Here is a 14,843-nt window from a genome sequence, read left to right as displayed (position 1 = left end):
GGAGGAATGAATCTTGCTGATTTTGACGATATAGAGCTGCCGCCCGCCGCACGTTTGGTGGGGCTGGAGCTAGAGTCAGGGTGGCGGGTGCTCGAGAGAGTTGAAAGATTAGATGGCCAGACCGGCGGGTCGTTTTCAATTGGCTATCTGGCAAGCAAAGATGAAGATGGGTCGGTGGCCTTCTTAAAAGCACTCGACTTTTCCAAAGCGCTTCAGGAGGAAAATCAACTCGAGGCTATTGCCAAGTCAGTTGATGCGTTTCGATTCGAGCAGGATCTGCTGGATATTTGCGAAAAGAAGAAGATGACTAAGGTCGTCCGCGCACTTGATAGCGGTTATGTTCGCGTCGACAATACTCAGCTCGGGCGAGTTCCTTATCTATTATTTGAGCCTGCTGATGGGGATATCCGCAAGACCATAATTGGGTTTGATCAAATTAAGGTTGAATGGATATTTGGAATCCTGCATGAGGTCGCGCTGGGTCTTGAGCAGTTGCATTATGCTCAAGTTGCTCACCAAGATATTAAGCCCTCAAATGTTCTGACCTTTCTGCGGGATGGATCTTTCAAAATTTCCGATCTCGGATGTGCGTCAAGGAAGGGGCTTGGCGGACCTCGTGACGGGCTCCGCGTGGCAGGCGGCTGGTCCGTTGCGCCCCCAGAACTCACCTATGGAGAGAAGAGCGACGATTGGGTCGTTGCTCGAGTGGCAGCGGATTTGTATTCACTAGGAAGTTTAGTTGTCTTCCTTTTCTCGGGCGCAAGCATGAACGCGATAGTAAGCTCATTCATACCTGAGGAGAAGCATGCGCTCACATGGAGAGGCACATATCGCGAAGTGCTGCCATTTGTAGTTGATGCATATTCGAGGGCCTTTGATGAAATTGCGGCATCACTCGAAGGAAGGCACTCGGATGAGACGATCGCTATAATCCGGCAGCTGTGTGAGCCTGATCCGCAGCGGCGAGGCGATCCACGTTGGATCGGGCAGTCGAACAAGCAATACGATGTGCGCCGGTATGTGTCCCGTCTTGGTTCGCTTCGTCGTCGAGCGCAGTACGAAATGAAAACGGTAGTAAAGAAGTGAGTTTAGTACCTGGCGAAGGCAACCGCTCCGTTATCCCTCGGTGGCGTGTTTCAAGTTCATTCGAACGATCTCCAGAATCGTCTTCCCTTTCGTCTAAGGAAGTCATTCATACATCTAGAGAGACGTGGTTTGACCGTGCTTATCTCGAGTGGCGTGAAGAACGCACCGCAGGTTTGTTAGCGGATCTGTTTTCGATCGCCGTAGTGGAGGGGAGAAATTCCCATCTTGCGGCCCTCGCCGCTGAGGTCGTGAAGCTCGAAGACAAGATGCCGCGCGCGCTGCAAGATTTGGCGATGCGCGTCAGTGGACTTGAGGCCAAGCGAAACGAAGTCGAGCTGGTCGACGCAGGTGATGTGCAAGTCATCAATCCATATATTTCCAACTTGAAATCCAGACTGTCGTCCAGCCCAAGTAACGGATTCCTATGGAATGATCTGTCGTACGCCTACAACCTTATAGGCGAGAAAGAGAAGTCGGAGAGAGCGATGTTGGCGGCGCTCAAAGTGAGTGGTTCGCATCGGCTAATTGCTAGGGGCGCGTCGAGACTATTCATGCATCATCACGACCCCGAAAGGGCCTTGAGTGTTCTAAAGCGGGCGCAGAGTTTTTCAGTCGACCCATGGTTGCTGTCTGCGCACATCGCAGTGTCCCAGGCTTCTGGCCAGGAAAGCGTCTTCATCGCTGCGGCGCGACGCGCTCTTCAACGTTTGGGAACTGGACACTTGCATTCGTCAGAGCTAGGAATGGCTCTCGCTACGCAGGAGTTGCGCGGCGGAAAGATGAAGCGAGCAAAGATAATAGCGAGGGAGTCTGGGGTTGATGCGACGGAAAATGCTCTAGCGCAGGCGGTATGGTTGTCCCCGAGATTGCGCACTGACGTCGTTACGAAAGAGGCTATTGCAGCGACTGCGGGTGCTTTTGAGGCTAAGTGCTGGGGGGCGTTCTATGAGGGGGACTGGGGAGCTGCGGTCGAGAACGCCGTTCTCTGGCTCAATGAAGAGCCATACTCTGTTGTTCCAGCGCTTCAGGGGTCATTCGTAGCTGCTACTTTCATGCATGATTATGTCCGATCGCTGAAGATTGCGGAGTTTGGCCTTGGAAGGAATCCTGACAGTGATTCGCTTAGAAACAATTATGTCGTAGCGCTAGCCATGAGTGGAGATTTGGCTCGAGCTGAAGGGGAATTTATTAAGATGAGCGGCTCGAAGGCCGATCCGCGTGAGCACGCGGTTTGGATGGCTACGAGCGGTCTTTTGAAGTACAGGCGGAATGAGGTCGAGCACGGAAGAGCTCTCTACGATGCCGCACGCATCGAGTTTGAAAAGGTGAACGATCGTACTGCGCAGCTAACGCTAACGCTCTATCAAAGCATGGAGGAGGCCCGGGCGGGCAACGTGGAACGGTCAAAGGAAATGATCAGCAGCCTTTATAGGAAGCTGGGACTTCGGGATGAGAAAGTTGCTATTAACGACGCTTTGGAGAGGGAGGTTCTCCGCAGGAGGTCGACAGATTGATTTGTCGCCTGCTGAACGCAGCCAGCTTTAGAGTGGCGTCCCCAAGAACCGTTTCCCAAACCGGAAGAACAGCAGGCCGGCGATGACATTCTGCGAAGTTGCTCACAGGATGCCTGTTGAAATCGCGTCTAAGAAATCGCCGCGCCAAAGCTGGCGAATAGATCCCCGGGAAGTCCGTGCGAAAGGCGCCAAGTAATGGCCAGTGGTCGCTCACCTTCGTGGCTTACATAGGTTGCCGGACCCAGAAGCCAAAAGGCTCGCTGATCACTAGTCAAACGAGCGAATGGCAGCACTGCGCTGCCGTTTTTCTCGTGAGTCTGGTAGCGCTGTCCTGTCTCGCTAGTTTCGCGAGTTCCAGACTGGCTTTCCCAATGTAGGAGCGTCTCGCTGATTGCGTAGTCGCGGTAGCGGGTCGTAGGTGAAAAGTGGCCGCTGGTCTTGTCCAAAGTAAAGGCCAACAAGTCGACTCGCGCCTCTGCAAGCCACCGCACGCCTTCCCGCCACTCGGGCACTTTGAGCTCACCTAGGCTCGCGAATGCGGCCAGCGCTTCTCGGCGGGTGTATCTAGCGTGGACGCAAAGGGGAACGTCGGGGTGCGTCGAAAGAGGTTGCTGCACATGCTCGACGCGGTCGGCCAACACTTCTAGCAGCTGGCACAGCTCGGCCAGGACTTGCGGATGTGCCCAGATGAGGTCGGCGGCTTCCTGCAGCGTCTCATCACTTTTCAGCACGGTCTCGGTGAGGACGGTTGCGAGCATGTGGAGCAGTCGACGCGTCCGAATGTCCAGTTTGCCAACGTCAGGCGCCGTCGGGCTTTCGGAGAAAGTCCGGTAGTGTTCGATGCGCAGAGCGTCGTCGATATGAAGCAGGCGCCCGAGCGCCCGGCGCAACGGTGTTTCATGAGGGCCGCCAGGAAGCGTGGCAACGCCACCGGCTTCAAGAAGATCGGACCAGCTCCTGTTGTTGGCGTAAACATCCTCCAGCTCGATCCCGGTCTGGTTGAGGAAGTTCTTCAGCGTGACCGTCGGGTCAGCCTCGGCGACGCGCCGGAGCTCCTGCGCCCGGGCGGGCCAGGTGTTCGGGAGGCTCTGACGGATATTCTCCAGCACATGTTTCGAGGCCACGGCGTCGAGCTGCATGTGGCATCCGCTCGGCAAGAACGGGAAGCCTTCTTCAATGGTGCGCTCGATCTGTTTCCGGCTCCCCCCAAGCAGGGCGGCGTAACGACGGTGCATCCGGAACTCTTTGCGATGCTGGCCGACGAAATCCAGCACGGTGCAGACGCTCTTGCTGGGCTCGCGCCGCAGCCCGCGTCCAAGTTGCTGCAGGAACACGGTGGGGCTGTCGGTGGGCCTCAGCAGCAATAGGGTGTCGACCGAAGGGATATCGACGCCCTCGTTGAAGAGATCTACCGAGAAGACGATGCGGACATCCCCCGCCGCCAGTGCTTGCAGCGCCTGCTCTCGCTCTTGGCGCGGGGTGTCAGCTGAAACTGCCACGGCGGGAAGGTTGGCGGCGTTGAATTGCTGCGCCATGAATCTTGCATGCGCCACGGAGACGCAGAACCCGAGCGCGCGCATGGTGCCCGGGTTGGGGACCGTCTTGAGCGCGTTGGCGATGATCCGTCGCGCCAGGATGTGGTCGCCGGTGACGAGCTGGCTTAGTTCCTGCGGGTCGTACCCGCGCCCTCGGCGCCAGCTGACGTTTCGATAGTCGGCGCCGTCGGCGATCCCGTAGTAGGCAAACGGCACCAGCCGGTGCTGGTCGATCGCATCCCAGAGCCGCAGCTCAGCGGCAATCCGGCCACCGAACCATTGCAGGATGGGCTCGTCATCGCCGCGCTCGGGCGTGGCGGTTAAACCGAGCAGCTCTCGCGGCAGTAGGTGGTCCAAGAGCGCCTTGTAGGTAGGCGCTGCCGCATGGTGGAACTCGTCGATGATTACCACATCGAAGTGATCGGCCGGCAGGTTCACGAGTCCTTGGGCGCTGAGGCTTTGGATGGAGGCGAACACATGCTCGAAGTGGGTAGGGCGGTCGCGGCCCACCCACAGCTCGCCAAAGGCTGCATCGCGGAGCGCGTGCCTGAAGGTGGCCAGGCTCTGGTCAAGGATCTCCTTCCGGTGGGCGACGAACAGCAGCCTCGAGCGAGGCAGGCGTTTCCGCAGCCGCTGGTAGTCCAAGGCGGCCATGACCGTTTTTCCCGTGCCGGTCGCCGAGACCAGCAGGTTCCGGTGGTGGCCCTGTAGGCGAGAGAGCTCGATCAGCTCCAGCAGGCGTGACTGAAACGGCTCCGGGCGAATTTCGACGGGGCTTAGGTAGATCCGCGGGCCATCGGCTCGCGTCTTGGTGAGCTCGCGGAACTCCTCGGCGTCAAACTCCCGGAAATCGTCGTTTTGCCAATAGCTTTCGAAGACCGCCGAGAACTTGTCGATGACGTCGGGGTTACGGGCTCCGGATACCCGTACGTTCCACTCAAGGCCCGTAACTTGGGCAGAGTAGGTCAGGTTTGACGACCCGATGTAGGCGGTGGAGAAACCAGTATGGCGGTGAAACAGCCAGGCCTTGGCATGGAGCCGGGTGCTGGATGTGTCGTACGACACCCGGATCTGAGCGCCGAGGTCGCGCAGGGATTCGAGCGCGGCGAGCTCGGTTGAGTTGGTGTACGTGGTGGTCAGGAGGCGCAATGGGCGCCCGTCGTCAACGTGCCGCCGCAAGAGATCGAGCATCGGTCGGATGCCCGTCCGGCGTACGAAGGCCATCAGGACGTCGATGCGGTCGGCTGACGCTACTTCAGAGTTGAGCTGGAAACCGATACGTGGCTCACCGGGAGCATTGGTCAGCAGCGTGGTGTCGAGGAGCGGGGTTGCCGGGAGCGTGACGCCCTGGGGCTGGCCGTCGGGGCGGAGCGCGCCAATGGCGCGGAGAACGTCGCCGGTTGCTGAGAGAGCGTCAGTGGCGTCGACGCCCTTGCTCTCGGCGGCCAACAGCCGGGTCACCTCGCGTGCAAGGCGGGCTCCGACCTCAGTGCGCTGGCGGGCGTCGAGCGCGGCAACGCTGCGGCGGACGAGAGCGGCTAGATGGAACGCAATCCGGTCGGCGGCCTCCTCCGGGTGGAGATCGACACGCTGGGCACGATGCTTCGGGTCCAACGCCGACAGAGCCTCTTCGAGCCCTTCGGTGACCAATTGCTCGTAGAGCCCGCGAAAGAGTCCTGACATATGGCGGCCAGGCTAGCAGGTTGGAGACGAAAATCATCGGGCCCTTCGCAGGCGATGAGACCGCTAACTCTTAGCCTCCTCCCGTTCGCAGGACTTGGGAGGAGGGCTTCATGGAAGGAAAGTTCACAGTGTTCGAGTACGTGTACCGGGACGCAGGCAACTTCAAGACGGCGGGGCGCCTGTTGCTCTCGGGGCAGGATGCGCACGCAGAAGGCGCCATTCGTCGCTGTCTGGAATGGGCAGATCAGTTCGTGGCCGAGCAGATCGGCGTCCCGGCGTTGTGCGAGGCCCACTGGGAGTCTGTGGGCGAAAACCCCTCGGACCTTGACCACGCCTTTCATGAGTTTCTAGGACTGCGGCCGGCCAAGCGCGAAGACTTGACCCTCAGCGAGTGGGGCTCAGTGGAGATGATGGTGAGCCGAATGCAGACAGCGGCGGGCAAGTGGGACGTCGCACTGTCACCGAACTGCGATTTGTAATCGTCGGGGCTATTCCACTGTTGGATATCGCAGCGCAAGCGCCTTCGCGATGAGCGTGCGTGTCTGGGGTGGGAGCACCTCATCCCCATAGGAGAACCATTCGTATCCTCGGCCCATTGGAGTGAACACGAAGACGTTGGATCTTGCGCTAGTCGTTTTTTCGATGAACCAGCCCGGAAGCGAGACCGCTGGTGTGACGGGAATCGACTCCCCAAGACTTTCCTTGATGAACGAGGCCAGGAACTTCGCCTGCCGCTGCGCCTGTTCGATCGGTGCCTTTGTCGCGAAGTCGCTGAACTTGAGCATTGCGCCGTCGAACTGGACCTTGTCGGGGCCAGCGGTCGAACCCGACTTCGGCTTCCGGAATGATTTGGTTTCGATCGCGTAGACGCCGCGTGGCGCGATCACCACGTGATCGATATTGAAGTCCCCGCAGGGGAGGTCGTGCAGGACGAGGCAGCCATTTGCAACGAGGCGGTTGAGCTGCATCCCGGTCACGCGCTCGGCAACCAGCCCGTCCCGTGCCTGCACTTTGCGTAGCGCGTGGCGACTGAACTGCCAGAAGCCGTAGGCGAGCATCAGGAGCCATCCGGCGAAGAAGCCTGCTTCGGCAGCACCGAACTTGACCGTCTGCCAGTCAATGCGCATCGATGCCCAGACCAGAAAAAGCATCGGGAGCGCCATGATCATGACGTCATAGCCGAATGTGGATTCGCGATCTGCGTCGTCAATTCTGTCGAGGAGCTGTTGACCAGGGACGTGTCCGATCTGCTTTCCATGAAGCGGAGAACGCCGCTGGCGGGCAGCACGAAGAACCTTGAACAGAAGAATGATGAGGGCGGTCACGAAGAGGGAGCTTAGGAACACCGCATGACCGATGAACATGTGCCACTTCATTCCGAGCTCTCCCCACTGGCTGCCTGGCCGTTCGTTCTAACGCCCGTCTCTTGAAGTTTCATATCCATGATCTCCCCTGCCTGGGGCGATCTTAGCTGCCTCGAACAGGTGGTGGAGCTTCCAACGCGCCCACGCCCCGCCGAGTGGGTCGCCGCTGTAGCCATGTCCATGCGCGCGCCGGAGGCAGCTTTGAGACCAATAGCGTGCTTCTCACGGGTCACGGCTCTGACACTACCTGGCAGGCCATTCGGCGCTGCATGGGCTGGAGCGGCCAGTTCAAGGCCGATGAGCGATCCGAAGGCGTCGTGCTTAGGCTGGCAGGCTGATAGAGCGCTGCTCATAGCTGCAGGTGGCCGGGTTTGGCCTACTCCTTGCTTACATCGTAATTCGGCCATCGGGCTGAGGAGGGCGCTAGTGCCCATTCCGAGCGAGCACGACACATCCAACAAGGACGAGATATGCAATCGATCAGCCAGTTCCTGTCAGACGAGCAAGACGAGACGGCGGTTCGGAAGATCCTGCCAAAGGTTTCGGAGCTTCTCACGAAGGACGAAGCCGTCGAGTACATCGCAGTGCAGAAGAAGTTTGTTGTCAACATTTCTCCCGACGCGATTGTGCTCACCAATAAGCGCTTTGTCTTGGTGCAGCCAAGTATGTTCGGGATGAAGTTCCAAGATTTTCCGTGGCGTGAGGTCGACAATGTGCACATGAGCGAGCAGATGCTCGGCGCAACCCTGACCTGCAAGACCACCACGGGTAAAATCGTCGCTATTGAAAGCCTACCGAAGAAGCAGGCGCGGCGCGTCTATTCGTACGCCCAGCAGATTGAGGAGCAGGCATACGAAAAGAGGCAGCAGGTAGAGCTAGAGAAGATGCGAGCCTCCGCCGGCGGGGTCGTGGTTCACGCACCCGTGCCGTTATCCGCGCCTACTTCAACGCCGACAACTGGTGAGGATCCATTGGCGGCGCTGGCGCAGCTGAAAAAATTGCTTGAGGCCGAACTGATCAACCCCGAAGAGTTTGCTGGGAAGAGGGCGGAAATTTTGGCACGCCTTTGAGAGGCTGCGTTGGCTTGCAAAGCGGCTGGCGCCGAGTCCGGTGAATACGAGCGATGAAGTCTATCGGGCGGTGCGGGCGCTTCGGGAGATCTCGGGCTAGGTCCGGACGGGCTCGGCTCGGGCATCGGGATGCGCGCGGCGGCCGACAGCCTGCTGGGGCCGGGCCCGCCCCGCTCAACTCCCAGCCGCTTCGACGAACTTCCCGGCCAGGGTTTCCGCCGATACCCGCAGCAGCGACGCGTTCACCTCCATCGCGAACCGGCCGGTGTCCGGGTGGCCGTAGGACAGCACGACATCCTGCTTCGCGAGGCGTTCGCGGAGCAGGTCAGCGCCTACCCCGGTCACCGTCATGAAGAACCGGCTGGTGCCCTGCGGGAGCTTCTCGAACGAGAACCGGCGGTCGTCCTGCAGCAGTGCGATCAGCCGGTCAGCGACCTGCCAGGACTTCGCGTAGTCCTCCAGGTAGCCGGCGACGAACCGCAACGCCACCGCGGCCGACGGCCAGGCATGGGGCAGGGCGCCGCCGAACATGCGCCGCTGGTGGTAGAGGCCCTCGATGAAGCCGGCATCGCCTGCGAGGATCGCGCCGGAGGCGGCGTTGAAGTGCTTCCACAGCGAGACGTACACGGTGTCGAACAGCGCGCTGTACTCGTGGAGGCTCTTGCCCGAGTGGAGCGGCAGGTTGAACATCCGCGCCCCGTCCAGGTGCAGGCGGATGCCGCGCTCGCGGGCGAGGCTGCTGACGCGGCGGAGTTGATCGAAGTCGGCCATTTCGTGATGGCGCCGACGCACCGGGGACTCGATGGCGATCACGCCGACGCGGGTCTCGACCCGACCGGTGTCAGAGCGCGCCAGCCAGCGCTCCACGTCCTCGACGGGAAGGGTGCTGCCTCCTTCGGCCAAGGGCACGAGGTTCAGACCGCTCAGGGTCTGCGCGCAGTCGCCGCTGTCGTTGTAGAAGTGGCTTTCCGCCTGCACGAGCGCGCGACGATCGTCCCCGGCGAGCTTGCGCACCGCGAGGTGGTTCGCCAGCGTTCCGGTGGGCAGGTAGATCGCGTCTTCCTTGCCGAGCAGCCGGGCGAACTTGCGTTCCAGTTCACGGATGACGCCGCCTTGTGAGTAGTAGTCCGGTTCGAAACCGTCCTCCGCCACGACCTCGCCCAGCAGTGCTGCGTACTCGGCGGGGGCGAGCCCAAGCCCGTCGGACGCGAAGTTCACGCGCTTGAACAATGTCGCGGTGGCGCTTGCCGTGGCGGGTGTGCCGCCGAGTGCGGCCAACATCGGCGACGCGGCGGCAGCTCCACTCACGCCAAGGAAGCGGCGACGATCCATGTGTAGTCCTCAGGGCAGGGCGTGGCGGCAGCGACGCCTCCCTTGAAGCATAACCAACGCCGCGGCCACCTCACGGGCCACGTTCCCGTGGTTTCGCGCGACGTGGTTACCTATGCGCGGCTGGCAGCAGTCCGGGCCTGGGGATACGCGTCTTGGGCTGCCGCGTTGTCGGAGCGACTGGCGTTTCGATCAGCACCCGCTTACTCGCAACGTTGTTGTCCGCGCGGAGTTCCGGCCAGCCGTAGAGCACGCGCGCGGTGCCCGTGACCATGGTCTGCGCGGCCGACGTGGTGAGAACGAAGGGAAACTGGCGCTCGTGGTGCGCGCCAGCTGCGAGCGCCGGCATCTGGCAGGTGATCGCAAGGTAGCCGTTCCAAGCCTGGGACGTGCAGTCGCCCGGCAGGGTGCCACCACTGACCGACCCCAGGCGCGGTTCGAGACGGAAGGTCAACGTGTAGGCCCCGGCCTGCAAGGTGCCGCGGTTTTCCACGCGTACCGCCGCCGCACCTGCGTTGAGGCCGGTGAATACCGCAAGGTCGGTCCCCAGCGACGAGTTGCGGCCGGCCCTGTAGGAAACGCTTCCATTGGCCTCGCGCAGCACGATGTCCTTGCGGCCATCGCCGTTGACGTCGCCAAGGGCGTAGCTCGCGGTTTCGCCCAGCTCGTGTGCGACTGCGGGAGAAAATCCACCGCCCGGACGCCCGAGTCGGACGACCAGTGCGCTGTCGAAGTTCCGGGTGAAGACCAGCAGGTCCTGGCGGCCATCGCCATCCAGGTCAGTGGCCAGCACTTCGTCGACGCTGACCAGTCTCCCTCCGCCAAGGGGCTGCTTCAGGCGGTACGTGCCGTCGCTGCCCTGCAGGCGGAGGAGGACCGAGTACGTCGGCCAGGAGCCCTTGGCGTGCGCGATGTCGATGCGGCCGTTGCCCCTGAAGTCGGCCACCGCAAACCTGTCATAGAAGCTGGCCCGGGCCAGCGTGCGGGGCGACTCGGCAAAGCCCGTGCCCTCGTTGCGGCGGACCTGGATCACGTCCCAGGCGTGGTAAACGAGGTCCTTCCTGCCGTCGCCATCGATATCGGCCAGTTGGAAGATCGAAGGGTATGCGTTGTATCCATGCCAGGTGGTCTGGCTGAACCCGGCTTTGCCGTCGCCGTGAAGAACGGCGATGTCGCCGTAGTTGTCGTTGCCCACCAAGTCCACATGGCCATCACCGTTGACATCGGTGAACCTCATTTCGCGCAGCACCTCGGTCGTGAAAAATGCGTCCATCGTGAACACGCCGCCGTCGTTGCGGAGCACGGCCAACTCGCCGTTCGGGTAGTCGCCGTAGGGCACGAGGATGTCGAGGTCGTCGTCGTCGTCAAGATCGGCGAGTGCAAGGCCGGTGCCCCTGGCGTAGTAGTCGGTCGGCTCGGGGTGGTAGTCGATCGCGACAGGCGGCGCGAATCCGGTCGCGGTCTGGGCGTAGAGGATGACGCGGTTCCGGAAGTGGGACTCGCCGCCGCCGAGCACGATCACGTCGTCGAGGCCGTCACCGGTCACGTCGCCCACCGCCACCGCCTGGGCGTCGATCGCCGCGGGAGCGATCGCGGAGACCAGTTCGAACCCATGATCGGCCATGGCGGTCGCGCACACGCACGATAAGATCATGGCGCCTGCCATCTGCTTGTACATTCTGGATTTCCCCTGTCATCAATGCGATGCCGACGCGCGGCGTCGGCCACCGGCTCCCCGCGCGGCCACGGTAGCTTACCCGTATAAGCATTCGCGCTGGCGCCGCTCAGGCCTTGACGCGACTCCGGCTTCACATGCGGCGGGTGCGGCAATGGCCGTGCCCTCCACCTGACGTCGTTGTCCGACAGAAGCGCCGCAGGCGCGGGAGTCGGCCATGGACCATGCCCAGTATTCCGTCGCCACGACAGAAGACATCGTCCGCCTGCGCCGCCGCATCGCCCAAGCCGGGCTGCCGCCGCGCCGCACCGACGCCAACGTCATCGTCGGCACCTGGAACATCCAGAAGTTCGGCGGCTTCCATCCCGACTGGTCGGAGAACCCCGGCAGCCCCAAGCGCAACCTGCGGGCGCTGGCCCTGATCGCCGAGGTGGTCCGCTGCTTTGACGTGATCGCCCTGCAGGAGGTGCTGCGCGACACTGCGGCGCTGCGCTACCTGATGGACCAGTTCCTTGGTCCGCACTGGGCGGTGCTGCTCACCGACGTCAGCGGCGGCGACAAGGGCAACTCCGAGCGGCTGGCGTATCTGTACGACACCCGGCGCGTGGTGCTGTCGGGGCTGGCGGGCGAGATCGTGCTGCCGCCCACGCCCGAGGGCCTGCCCGAGCAGTTCGACCGCACGCCCTTCATCGCCGGCTTCCGCGCCGCCAACGAGCACTTCACCCTGCTCACGGTCCACATCCGCTACGGCAGCGTCCCCGCCGACCGCCTGCCCGAGCTGCAGCGCATCGCCCGCTACACCGCGCAGGAGCTGCGCGCCCGCGCCCGCGCCGGGCAGAGCCGCGAGGAGCCGAACCTGCTGGTGCTGGGCGACTTCAACATCGACAAGCGCCAGGGCAACCCGCTGTTCGACGCCTTCGTCGAAACCGGCCTGTGGGTGCCGGAGCCGCTGCAGACGGTCAAGACCACGACCGGCAAGACCGCCAAGCACTACGACCAGATCGCCTGGTTCCAGGGCGAGGACTTCGGCCTGAAGCCCAGCGGCCGCGCCGGCTGCATCGACTTCGCCGGCGCGGTGTACCAGGAGCTGTCCAGCGCCCAGGTCTCACCGCGCGTGAGCGACCACCTGCCGCTGTGGGTGGAGTTCACCACCGACCGCAGCGAGGAGGGCATGGCGCGGGTGCTGGGGGTGGATATCGATGGGCCTGAGCCGTTTGCGGGGTGCTGGACTGAGCGGGCAGTAGCCGTCGGCGCCATGGGCGCGTTGCGTGCGGGGCGCCGCGACTCGACTGGGTGGAGTTGGCTTGATGGAAACCTGCGGCTCAGTAGCCCCGCTGTTTCTCCACCCAGGCGTCGAGTTTGGTGCGGAGCTTGTCGGCGGCGCCGCGGATGGCCTTTTCCATGTCTTCGTCGTGGTGGCTGGCGCCGATCGGGTCGCCGTCGCGCGGGCGCGCTTCAAGCGCACAGCGCTTGTTGTGAGGGCCGCCCTTGACCGGCGAATTGTTGTCCGACAGGAACACCTCGAGCCGGGTGATGCGCGTGGAAAAGCGCTCCAGGTACTGCTCGATCATCTCGCTCACGCGCTCCTCAAGCGCGTCGGTGCCGTCAATCTGGTTATCTGTGTTCAGCTGGATCTTCAATCGCTTTCTCCGTTGCTTGACCCCATTGAGCGGGTCGGTTCTGTCAGCGGTCACTCTAGCCGACGCCAGCAACTCGCGCCCGGCGAGGGGTGCCGCCCACGTTACCCTGTGCGCTGCAATTGGATGGCCCTGACGCGACGCCGCTGGCGCACGACGGCCTTGAACAGCTGCTGTACCGACCATGTGAGCGCGGGCGCGAAGATCGACTTCTTCGAGGAGATGGTGGAGCTGGCCTGGCGGAGCGGTGCGCTCGCGCCGGAGCGGCTGGCGTTGCGTGACGGCCAGACCAGCCCGACTTCGCGCGAACGCAGCTAGCGCCGCCCCAAGGGCGCCGGAGCCATGTCAGGGCTGATAGCACGCCCCGCTGGGATCCACCTCGATCTGCACCAGGTCGCCACCCGCACCGCCCCAGATGTTGCCGTCGGTGAAGATCAGGCAGCCTTCCTCGCGGTAGAGCACCTGCATGCGACGTGCGTCATTGCCGTAATAGAACGGGATCCAGCGCTTGCCGGATTCATAGCTGTGATGGCGATCTGGCACGCGATCCATGATCTCCTGCACTTCCTGCGGTGTCATTCCGATGCGCAGCTTTGCGAAGCCGCTGCCGGGCGCGGCCTGGCCAATGACCTCGCCGGTGAAGCTGCCATCCATCGAACGGGTCTCCACCCCGCGCGGCGCATCTGCGCCCCGATCGTTGCCCGTGCTCGCGCAGGCCGCCAGCATGAGTACGCTCGCGCCGGCCACGGCCTTGAATACCTTGTTCATCCCCATCTCCCCCCTGTCATGGAGGTGCGGATTCTGCCAGAGATCGAACTGGAGATGCTCCGTCGCCCCGCGAACCTCGCCGCTCCAGGCGTCGATGGCATGCGACCTGCTTGTGTACCGTCAACGGAAATGGAGATATGGGTCATGGGCCTGAAGCGCGTCAGGGAACGACGGAACGATGCACTGGCCGGCGAGGACTGGGCCCGGGTCGAACGCCTGCTGGCGGACTACTACCGGGGCCAAAGCTACGCGGTGGAGCACTGCGGCACGGGCGGTCGCGCTGCGCGCTTCGACGGCGGGGTCGACCTCCGGCTCCGGCGTGACGGCGAGACCATCCTCGTCCAATGCAAGCACTGGAACGCCTATCAGGTCCCGCACAACGCTGTGCACCAGTTGCTCGGCATCATGGTCAACGAGCAGGCGACCGGTGCGATCGTGGTGACCAGCGGTGAATTCACCCGCGCGGCGATCGAAGCGGCCACGCGCCACGGCCATGTGCAGTTGGTCGATGGCGACGATCTCCGAAGGATGCTGGGAGCCGGTTTCAACCGGCCAGCCGCGGGGGCATGGGCGCCTGCGGGACGTGATGACCGCTGGAAGGAAAGGTCCGGATCGTTCGGCACATGGGCCGCAGAGCGCCTGGTGTCCGCGGCTGAAGACCGGATCCGTGGCGGCGGAAAGCGATGCGGAATGTCCATTGTCGCCGCCGGCGCGTGGTCCGGGCTGGCTGCCATCCTGATCAAGTTCATTCTGGCGATCGCGCTGCTGTTCTTCATGAGCGCGGCTCTGCAGCGCGCCATCCGGAGCATTGCGCCGGTACAGCCGCAGGCTTCTACGACGCAGGCGACCCGGCAGCAGGGCCCTGCCGACTCGACGCTGGTGCACGAGTCCCCGACCCGGGCACCGCCTATGGCCACGATCCACCTGCCGACACCCCAGGAGATCGAGGATCAGCGTCGCCGCAGCGCGGAATCGATGGAAATCCTCAGCGCATCTACACCGGAGCTCCCGGACGATCCTCGCCGCCGAAGCGTGCTGCAGTAGCGCGCCGGCTTACTGCGAAATCCCGGACACCGCCGGCGCCCACTTGATGAAGTCGATTCTCGGCTGCAGATAACGGGTTCACGCTGCACAGGACCGCGCCTGTGCGCATTGCGGGGCCGTCACCGTGCGGAATGAGAG

Annotated in this window: 12 protein-coding genes; 7 read left to right on the top strand and 5 right to left on the bottom strand. The window is 62.7% G+C overall.

All coding sequences use genetic code 11. The features are described 5' to 3' along the window. The first annotated feature begins 6 nt into the window (after nucleotides 1–6). Both WCE37_RS05520 and WCE37_RS05515 read left to right on the top strand, forming a co-directional pair. The gene (locus tag WCE37_RS05520; RefSeq protein ID WP_343278474.1) at nucleotides 7–1,086 is read left to right on the top strand and encodes a protein kinase; all 1,080 of its coding nucleotides are present in this window, start codon (nucleotides 7–9) and stop codon (nucleotides 1,084–1,086) included. A gap of 173 nt (nucleotides 1,087–1,259) precedes the next feature. Further along, nucleotides 1,260–2,600: a hypothetical protein gene (locus tag WCE37_RS05515; RefSeq protein WP_343278473.1), complete on the top strand. Its 1,341-nt coding sequence runs from the start codon at nucleotides 1,260–1,262 to the stop codon at nucleotides 2,598–2,600. A gap of 128 nt (nucleotides 2,601–2,728) precedes the next feature. On the opposite strand, the gene WCE37_RS05510 is transcribed toward WCE37_RS05515, so the two are convergent. Further along, nucleotides 2,729–5,818, bottom strand: a complete 3,090-nt coding sequence (locus WCE37_RS05510; protein WP_343278472.1) for a DUF3427 domain-containing protein — start codon at nucleotides 5,816–5,818, stop codon at nucleotides 2,729–2,731. 110 nt (nucleotides 5,819–5,928) lie between these two features. On the opposite strand from WCE37_RS05510, the gene WCE37_RS05505 reads away from it, so the two are divergent. Beyond that, entirely contained in the window at nucleotides 5,929–6,297 is a 369-nt protein-coding gene (locus WCE37_RS05505) for a hypothetical protein (protein WP_343278471.1), read from the top strand. A 9-nt stretch (nucleotides 6,298–6,306) separates the two neighbouring features. On the opposite strand, the gene WCE37_RS05500 is transcribed toward WCE37_RS05505, so the two are convergent. After that, nucleotides 6,307–7,194 (bottom strand): nuclease-related domain-containing protein, encoded by an 888-nt coding sequence (locus WCE37_RS05500; RefSeq protein ID WP_343278470.1) that lies wholly within the window; start codon nucleotides 7,192–7,194, stop codon nucleotides 6,307–6,309. A gap of 458 nt (nucleotides 7,195–7,652) precedes the next feature. Here WCE37_RS05500 and WCE37_RS05495 point away from each other — a divergent pair, with 458 nt between their 5' ends. After that, nucleotides 7,653–8,252, top strand: coding sequence for a PH domain-containing protein (locus WCE37_RS05495; RefSeq protein WP_343278469.1), 600 nt, complete (start codon nucleotides 7,653–7,655; stop codon nucleotides 8,250–8,252). 174 nt (nucleotides 8,253–8,426) lie between these two features. Here WCE37_RS05495 and WCE37_RS05490 read toward each other — a convergent pair whose 3' ends face one another. Both WCE37_RS05490 and WCE37_RS05485 read right to left on the bottom strand, forming a co-directional pair. Next, nucleotides 8,427–9,584, bottom strand: a complete 1,158-nt coding sequence (locus WCE37_RS05490; RefSeq protein WP_343278467.1) for a beta-eliminating lyase-related protein — start codon at nucleotides 9,582–9,584, stop codon at nucleotides 8,427–8,429. A 106-nt stretch (nucleotides 9,585–9,690) separates the two neighbouring features. Next, the gene (locus WCE37_RS05485; RefSeq protein ID WP_343278466.1) at nucleotides 9,691–11,205 is read right to left on the bottom strand and encodes a VCBS repeat-containing protein; all 1,515 of its coding nucleotides are present in this window, start codon (nucleotides 11,203–11,205) and stop codon (nucleotides 9,691–9,693) included. Nucleotides 11,206–11,473: 268 nt separating this feature from the next. Here WCE37_RS05485 and WCE37_RS05480 point away from each other — a divergent pair, with 268 nt between their 5' ends. Both WCE37_RS05480 and WCE37_RS05475 read left to right on the top strand, forming a co-directional pair. Beyond that, entirely contained in the window at nucleotides 11,474–12,748 is a 1,275-nt protein-coding gene (locus WCE37_RS05480) for an endonuclease/exonuclease/phosphatase family protein (RefSeq protein WP_343278465.1), read from the top strand. 271 nt (nucleotides 12,749–13,019) lie between these two features. Next, complete coding sequence (locus WCE37_RS05475; RefSeq protein WP_343278464.1) at nucleotides 13,020–13,211, top strand: hypothetical protein; 192 nt, start codon at nucleotides 13,020–13,022, stop codon at nucleotides 13,209–13,211. A 27-nt stretch (nucleotides 13,212–13,238) separates the two neighbouring features. Here the strand turns inward: WCE37_RS05475 and WCE37_RS05470 are convergent, their stop codons facing one another. Further along, nucleotides 13,239–13,661 carry a hypothetical protein gene (locus WCE37_RS05470; protein WP_343278463.1) on the bottom strand — a complete coding sequence of 141 codons (423 nt, stop codon included), beginning with the start codon at nucleotides 13,659–13,661 and terminating at the stop codon, nucleotides 13,239–13,241. Between the two features lie 144 nt (nucleotides 13,662–13,805). On the opposite strand from WCE37_RS05470, the gene WCE37_RS05465 reads away from it, so the two are divergent. Further along, nucleotides 13,806–14,705 carry a restriction endonuclease gene (locus WCE37_RS05465; RefSeq protein WP_343278462.1) on the top strand — a complete coding sequence of 300 codons (900 nt, stop codon included), beginning with the start codon at nucleotides 13,806–13,808 and terminating at the stop codon, nucleotides 14,703–14,705. The last annotated feature ends 138 nt before the right edge of the window (nucleotides 14,706–14,843 follow it).

Origin of the sequence: Luteimonas sp. MJ250 (assembly GCF_039548455.1) — a bacterium.
Lineage (GTDB): Bacteria > Pseudomonadota > Gammaproteobacteria > Xanthomonadales > Xanthomonadaceae > Luteimonas.
This window is presented reverse-complemented; position numbering and strand designations above follow the sequence as displayed.

Coding starts and splice junctions, on each gene's coding strand:
- WCE37_RS05520 (WP_343278474.1), top strand. CDS start 7: ATGAATCTTGCTGATTTTGACGATATAGAGCTGCCGCCCGCCGCACGT.
- WCE37_RS05510 (WP_343278472.1), bottom strand. CDS start 5,818: ATGTCAGGACTCTTTCGCGGGCTCTACGAGCAATTGGTCACCGAAGGG.
- WCE37_RS05505 (WP_343278471.1), top strand. CDS start 5,929: ATGGAAGGAAAGTTCACAGTGTTCGAGTACGTGTACCGGGACGCAGGC.
- WCE37_RS05500 (WP_343278470.1), bottom strand. CDS start 7,194: ATGAAGTGGCACATGTTCATCGGTCATGCGGTGTTCCTAAGCTCCCTC.
- WCE37_RS05495 (WP_343278469.1), top strand. CDS start 7,653: ATGCAATCGATCAGCCAGTTCCTGTCAGACGAGCAAGACGAGACGGCG.
- WCE37_RS05490 (WP_343278467.1), bottom strand. CDS start 9,584: ATGGATCGTCGCCGCTTCCTTGGCGTGAGTGGAGCTGCCGCCGCGTCG.
- WCE37_RS05485 (WP_343278466.1), bottom strand. CDS start 11,205: ATGGCCGATCATGGGTTCGAACTGGTCTCCGCGATCGCTCCCGCGGCG.
- WCE37_RS05480 (WP_343278465.1), top strand. CDS start 11,474: ATGGACCATGCCCAGTATTCCGTCGCCACGACAGAAGACATCGTCCGC.
- WCE37_RS05475 (WP_343278464.1), top strand. CDS start 13,020: ATGGCCCTGACGCGACGCCGCTGGCGCACGACGGCCTTGAACAGCTGC.
- WCE37_RS05470 (WP_343278463.1), bottom strand. CDS start 13,661: ATGAACAAGGTATTCAAGGCCGTGGCCGGCGCGAGCGTACTCATGCTG.
- WCE37_RS05465 (WP_343278462.1), top strand. CDS start 13,806: ATGGGCCTGAAGCGCGTCAGGGAACGACGGAACGATGCACTGGCCGGC.